This is a genomic window from Halobacterium bonnevillei, assembly GCF_009831555.1.
Taxonomy (GTDB): Archaea; Halobacteriota; Halobacteria; order Halobacteriales; family Halobacteriaceae; genus Halobacterium; species Halobacterium bonnevillei.
Genome location: NZ_WUUU01000199.1, coordinates 1 through 5,238, shown reverse-complemented (window position 1 = coordinate 5,238; position 5,238 = coordinate 1). Strand labels below are relative to the sequence as shown.

The 5,238-nt window shown below is 68.8% G+C and carries 5 protein-coding genes and 1 pseudogene; 5 read left to right on the top strand and 1 reads right to left on the bottom strand.

The genetic code is table 11. The features are described 5' to 3' along the window. Nucleotides 1–199 (top strand): annotated as a pseudogene (locus tag GRX66_RS16415) (ribonuclease Z); the annotation flags it as partial. A gap of 67 nt (nt 200–266) precedes the next feature. On the opposite strand, the gene GRX66_RS16410 reads toward GRX66_RS16415, so the two are convergent. Continuing rightward, nucleotides 267–989 carry a DICT sensory domain-containing protein gene (locus GRX66_RS16410; protein ID WP_159527484.1) on the bottom strand — a complete coding sequence of 241 codons (723 nt, stop codon included), beginning with the start codon at nt 987–989 and terminating at the stop codon, nt 267–269. A gap of 183 nt (nt 990–1,172) precedes the next feature. Here GRX66_RS16410 and GRX66_RS16405 point away from each other — a divergent pair, with 183 nt between their 5' ends. The 4 genes from GRX66_RS16405 to GRX66_RS16390 form a co-directional block, all read left to right on the top strand. After that, nucleotides 1,173–3,140, top strand: a complete 1,968-nt coding sequence (locus GRX66_RS16405; protein ID WP_325064160.1) for a DUF460 domain-containing protein — start codon at nt 1,173–1,175, stop codon at nt 3,138–3,140. A 305-nt stretch (nt 3,141–3,445) separates the two neighbouring features. Further along, nucleotides 3,446–4,429 (top strand): tyrosine--tRNA ligase, encoded by a 984-nt coding sequence (locus GRX66_RS16400; protein ID WP_159527483.1) that lies wholly within the window; start codon nt 3,446–3,448, stop codon nt 4,427–4,429. An 87-nt stretch (nt 4,430–4,516) separates the two neighbouring features. Further along, complete coding sequence (locus tag GRX66_RS16395) at nt 4,517–4,696, top strand: hypothetical protein (RefSeq protein WP_159527482.1); 180 nt, start codon at nt 4,517–4,519, stop codon at nt 4,694–4,696. Between the two features lie 49 nt (nt 4,697–4,745). Beyond that, nucleotides 4,746–5,238: winged helix-turn-helix domain-containing protein (locus GRX66_RS16390; RefSeq protein WP_201293068.1), on the top strand; the 493-nt coding region annotated here is incomplete at its 3' end.

Below are 5,238 nucleotides of genomic sequence, written 5' to 3'. Positions count from 1 at the left end.
CCACGCGACCGCCGGCGAGGCCGCCGAAATCGCCGCCCGGGCCGGCGCGAGCGCGCTCGCACTCACCCACATCTCCTCGCGGTACGCCGGAGACGCCAGGGAGATCCGCGAGGACGCCGAAGCCGTGGACTTCGACGGGACGGTCTTCGTCGCCCACGACGGCCTCGAGTACGACGTCCCGTACCCGGACGCCGACTGACAGCGGCGACTTCTAGTCCCCTCTCCGGACGCCGACTGGCTCAGCGCCGTCTGGGAACTGCCGACCGTCAGGCTGGCCTGTACCCCGAGAGGTCGTCGATTGCGGACAGCGCCGTCGCGACCAGTTCGCGGTCGTACGTCCAGACGCCGTGGTAGGCGTCGCTGCCGCGTTGTTCGGCGACGAGCGCGCACTGCTGGCCGGTCTGGCCGCCGTCGTACGCAAGGAACCAGTACCGGCCGACGTCGGGATGGGGATTCTCGTGAACGGTGGCGCCAGTATCCGGGACCCCGCCGGGGTCAGGAACGAGGTGGACGTGAACGCCGAGGTCAGTATCGTTCGCGAGGCGGTTGTAGAGTGCGCGTTGCGGTTCGAATGCGGCCTGCGACTGGAAGCCGGCGTGGAGTTCGCCGCTGCCGGTCCGGTAGGCGCGGTCCTCGATCTCTCGCGACGTCGCGAGCAACTGGCGCCGGGACAGGGTCGCGAACACCGAGTCGTCGAGGAGTTCGTGGAGCGCGTTGTGCGCCCGCGGGTAGGTTCCGGGGTCCTCGATCGGCGGTTCGAGGAACGACCGGAGGTCAGCGAGGCTGACGACGGCGCGGAACTGCCCGTTCTCCAGGACTTCGACGTAGGGCTCCGGCTCGTCCGCTCGGACGTCCTCGACCACCACGTCGACGTTGCGGCCGTCGAAGCGGTCGGTGACGCTGCTGACGTCCGGGTCGCTGTCAGGCGCGTGCACGACCAGTGTTTTCCGGCGGCGGCGCGCCGCGTCGATGACGTCTCCCAGGGACATTGCGCGAGTGACTACGCTCCGAGTCCGGAGTCGTAGCCTCCAAACGATGTTCACGAGCGTGTCACTTACGTGTTTTCGAGCGCCCGGGTTCGGGTCACGCTCGGTGGGATGCCCTGGGGTGCGTGTGACGGTTCGCCACTCCGCCGTGCACTTATTAGCCGTCGTACCCTACAATCCGTAGACGTGAGCACCCGCACGAGTGCCCTCGACGCCAGCGTCTTCGGCGTCGACGTGCAGAGTGGTGACGTGCGCGGGGACGCCCCCTCGTACGCACTCGTCGTCTTCGACGGCGAGGTCGTGGAACGCGACGTAGTCAGCCGCCGGAAGCTCCTGCGCCGCGTCGACGACGAGGCGCCCGCGATTCTCGCGACCGACAACATGTACGAGCTGGCGGCCGACAAGGACCAGCTCGTGCACTTCCTCCGCGGCCTCCCGGAGGAGACGAAACTCGTGCAGGTGACCGGGGACGAACGCCCCGAACCCCTCTCGCGGGTCGCCAAACGCCACGGCGTCCCGTACGGCAAACCCGCGATGGAGGAAGCCGAGGCAGCGGCGCGCCTCGCGGCGCGCAACGTCGGCTACGAGGTGTCGGCGTTCACCGACGAGACAACCGTCAAGGTCGCCCGCGGCCGGTCGACTGGCGGCGGCGGTGGCTGGAGCGAGGACCGGTTCACGCGCCGCATCCACGGCTCCGTGAAGCGCGTCGCGCGGGACGTCGAATCCGACCTCGACGACGCCGGCCTCGAGTACGAGCGCGACGTCACGGAGAAGTACGGCGGCTTCGCCAACGCCGTGTTCACCGTGCAAGCCAGGCCGGAGGACATTCCCGTGACGGACCGGCGCTCGGGAGACACCCGCGTCGTCGTCGAGCCGGTGCGCCGGGACGGCATCGAGTTCCGGCCGCTCGCGCGCCGCCGCGACCGTGTGTTCGTCGGCGTCGACCCCGGCACCACCACCGCCGTCGCGCTCGTCGCGCTCGACGGCCGCGTCCTCGACGTGATGAGCACTCGGACGGCGGACACCGCCGACGTCATCGAGTGGATCATCGAACGCGGCCGCCCGGTCGTCGTCGCCGCGGACGTCACGCCGATGCCGAACACGGTCGAGAAGATCCGCGCGAGTTTCGACGCGGCGGGCTGGGAGCCCGACAGCGACCTCCCAATCGACGAGAAACAGCACCGCACCCGCGAGGAGGGCTACGAGGACGACCACCAGCGCGACGCCATGGCGGCCGCGCTGTTCGCGCGGGACGACCACGCCGACCAGATCCGGCGCGCCACCGAGGAGACGCCGCGGGAACTCGACCGCGGCGAAGTCGTCGCGCGCGTCGTCGGCAACGACGAACCGCTCACTGCGGTCCTGGACGACCTCACCGCCACCGAGGAACCCGAGGAGGACGCTGTCGAACACGAACCCCGGGAGCTCAGCGACGACGAGAAACGCATCAAGGACCTCGAAGCCCAGGTCCAGCGCCTCCAGGACCACGTCGCGGACCTGGAAGCCGAACTCGCCGAGAAGGACGACGAGCTCGCCGAGTACGAGGAGGAACTCTCCGACGCCCGCCGCGAGGAACGCCAGGAAGCCCGGGAGCGCCGCGAAGTCACGCAGCTCGAATGGGAGAACGACCGCCTCGAAACCGAACTCGACGAAGAACGCGAGCGCGCCGACGAACTCGAGGCGAAACTCGAACGCCTCAAGGACCTCTGGAAGCTCGACCACTCCAACCTCGGGGACGTGAACGGCAGCGACGACCTGGTCGCGGTCAAGCCCGTCGACCAGTTCACCGTCGACGCCATCGAAGCCGCCCACGACGAGTACGGCATCGCCGCCGGCGACGTCGTCTACCTCCGGGACGCCTCCGGCGCGGGCCGGTCGACGGCCGAACTCCTCGCCGAGTTCGAACCCCGCGTCGTCCTGCGCTCCGGGGGGCTCTCGGACGCCGCCGACCAGGTGCTGTTCCAGCACGACATCCCGGTCGGCCCCGCCGACGACGTGCGCATCCGGGAGGTCGACGAACTCGCGCTCGCCAGCGAACCCGACGTCCGGGCCGTCGTCGAGGACTGGCGCGACCGGAAAGTCGAACGCGAACGCGAACAGAAAGAGAGCATGGTCGACTCCATCATCAGCGAACACCGCGCCGACCGCGACTAGTCGCTGCGGCTGTTCCAGCACCGCAGTGGTCGCCCGTAGATTTCTCCGCAGCGAAAGCCCCGGCCTGCTTCGCTCGCGCGGCTCGCTGCGCGCGCTCCGCCCAGTCGCGTGCCTGCGTCACCGGGCTTCGCGAAGCAGGCCGCCCCTTTCAGTCCCGCCCGCTGTCGGTTGGTCGGTGGGGCTGACTGCGCTGACTGTTCGGACGGCCCGAGCGCATGGATTGGTCGGTCGGCAGCGGTATCGTGGCCCTGAACGGTTGGCACGGTTCCAAATCGCTTAACCCGGCGTGCCGACTCTCCCCGAGCATGGACACCTACGAACTCGTCACGCGGAACGTCGAGGAAGTCGTGACGGAGGCGGAGGTTCGCGCGCTCGCCGACGACCCCGACGGGAAGCGGGTGTACGTCGGCTACGAGCCGTCGGGCGTCCTCCACATCGGACACCTGCTCACCGCGAACAAACTCATCGACCTCCAGGACGCCGGGATGGAGGTCGTCGTGCTGCTGGCGGACGTCCACGCGTACCTCAACGGCAAGGGCACGTTCGAGGAGATCCGGGACACCGCCGACCAGATGAAAGCGCAGTTCCTCGCGTACGGGCTCGACGAGGACAGCACGGAGTTCGTGCTCGGCAGCGACTACCAGCTCGACGACGACTACGAACTCGACCTCCACGAACTCGAACTCGCGACGTCGCTGAACCGCGCGAAGCGCGCGATGGCCGAAATACAGAGCGGGGAGACCGTGAAGGTCAGCCACGTCGTCTACCCGCTGATGCAGGCGCTGGACATCGAGTACCTCGACCTGGACCTCGCGGTCGGCGGCATCGACCAGCGGAAGGTCCACATGCTCGCCCGGGAGGAACTCCCGAGCCTCGGCTACGAGAAGCGCCCCGCGCTCCACACGCCCATCATCGGCGACCTCGAAACGGGCGAGGGGAAGATGTCCTCCAGCCAGGGCGTCACTATCTCCATGGAGGACACCGCGGAGGACCTCCGGGAGAAGGTCAACTCGGCGTTCTGTCCGCCGACCCGCGACCCGGAGGGCGACCTCGTCAATCCCGTCCTCGAACTGTTCCAGTACCACGTGTTCCCGCGGTTCGAGGCAGTCGTCGTCGAGCGCCCCGACGAGTACGGCGGCGACCTCCGCTACGAGGACTACGAGGCGCTCGCCGCGGACCTCGAGTCCGGGGAACTCCACCCGGCGGACGCGAAGGGCGCGCTCGCCGACTCCCTCGACGAACTCATCGCACCCGGCCGCGAGCGCCTCCACGAACTCCGCGACGAGTAGTCGCGTCGACCGACTGACCGACCTCGCCCGCTGGTAGTCCCCGCGGCCATCCGGCTTTTCCGTCTCCGAGGGGAATATCCGACCCCTATGGTCGAGTACTGCGACAAGTGCGGGACGAAGCTCAAACCGGAACAGCCCCGCCACCAGCGATACGTCTTCGAGGCCATTCACGACGACTCGGAGAACGTTACGGGGCGGCTCTGCGTGGACTGCTTCGTCGACTTCGAGGAGTGGCTGGAGACGAACGAAGTCACGAACGCCGAGTGAAGAGACGTTCACACCACCTTCTATGCGGGCGGTGTCCGTAGACCCGCCAATGACCGTGCCGGACTTCGAAGCCACCGCTGACGCGTTCAACCGGTTGTCGGACCCCGTCCGGGTCGAACTGCTCCGGGCACTGTGGCTGGAGGGCCGTCACGACGCGGTGTCGTACGCCACGCTGAAGGACGCAATCGGAGTGCGGGACTCCGGGCGGTTCAACTACCACCTCCAGCGGCTCACGGACGTGTTCGTGGAGAAGACCGAGGACGGCTACCGGCTCACGCCGGCCGGCGTGGCCGTCGTCGACGCCGTCCAGTCCGAGACGTTCGCGCCGTCGGCGTCCGTCGACCCGACGCCCGTGGACGCCGACTGCCCGACGTGCGGCGTCGCGTTCGAAGCGACCTACGACGACGGCATGTTCGCCGTAGAGTGCCCGGACTGCGGCCGTGCCGGGTCGCGGTTCGTGTTCCCGCCGCGCGGCGTCCGGGTTCGCGACCCGGCTGACGCCGCCCGCGCCCACGCTACTCGACGCGAACTCCTCGGATCGC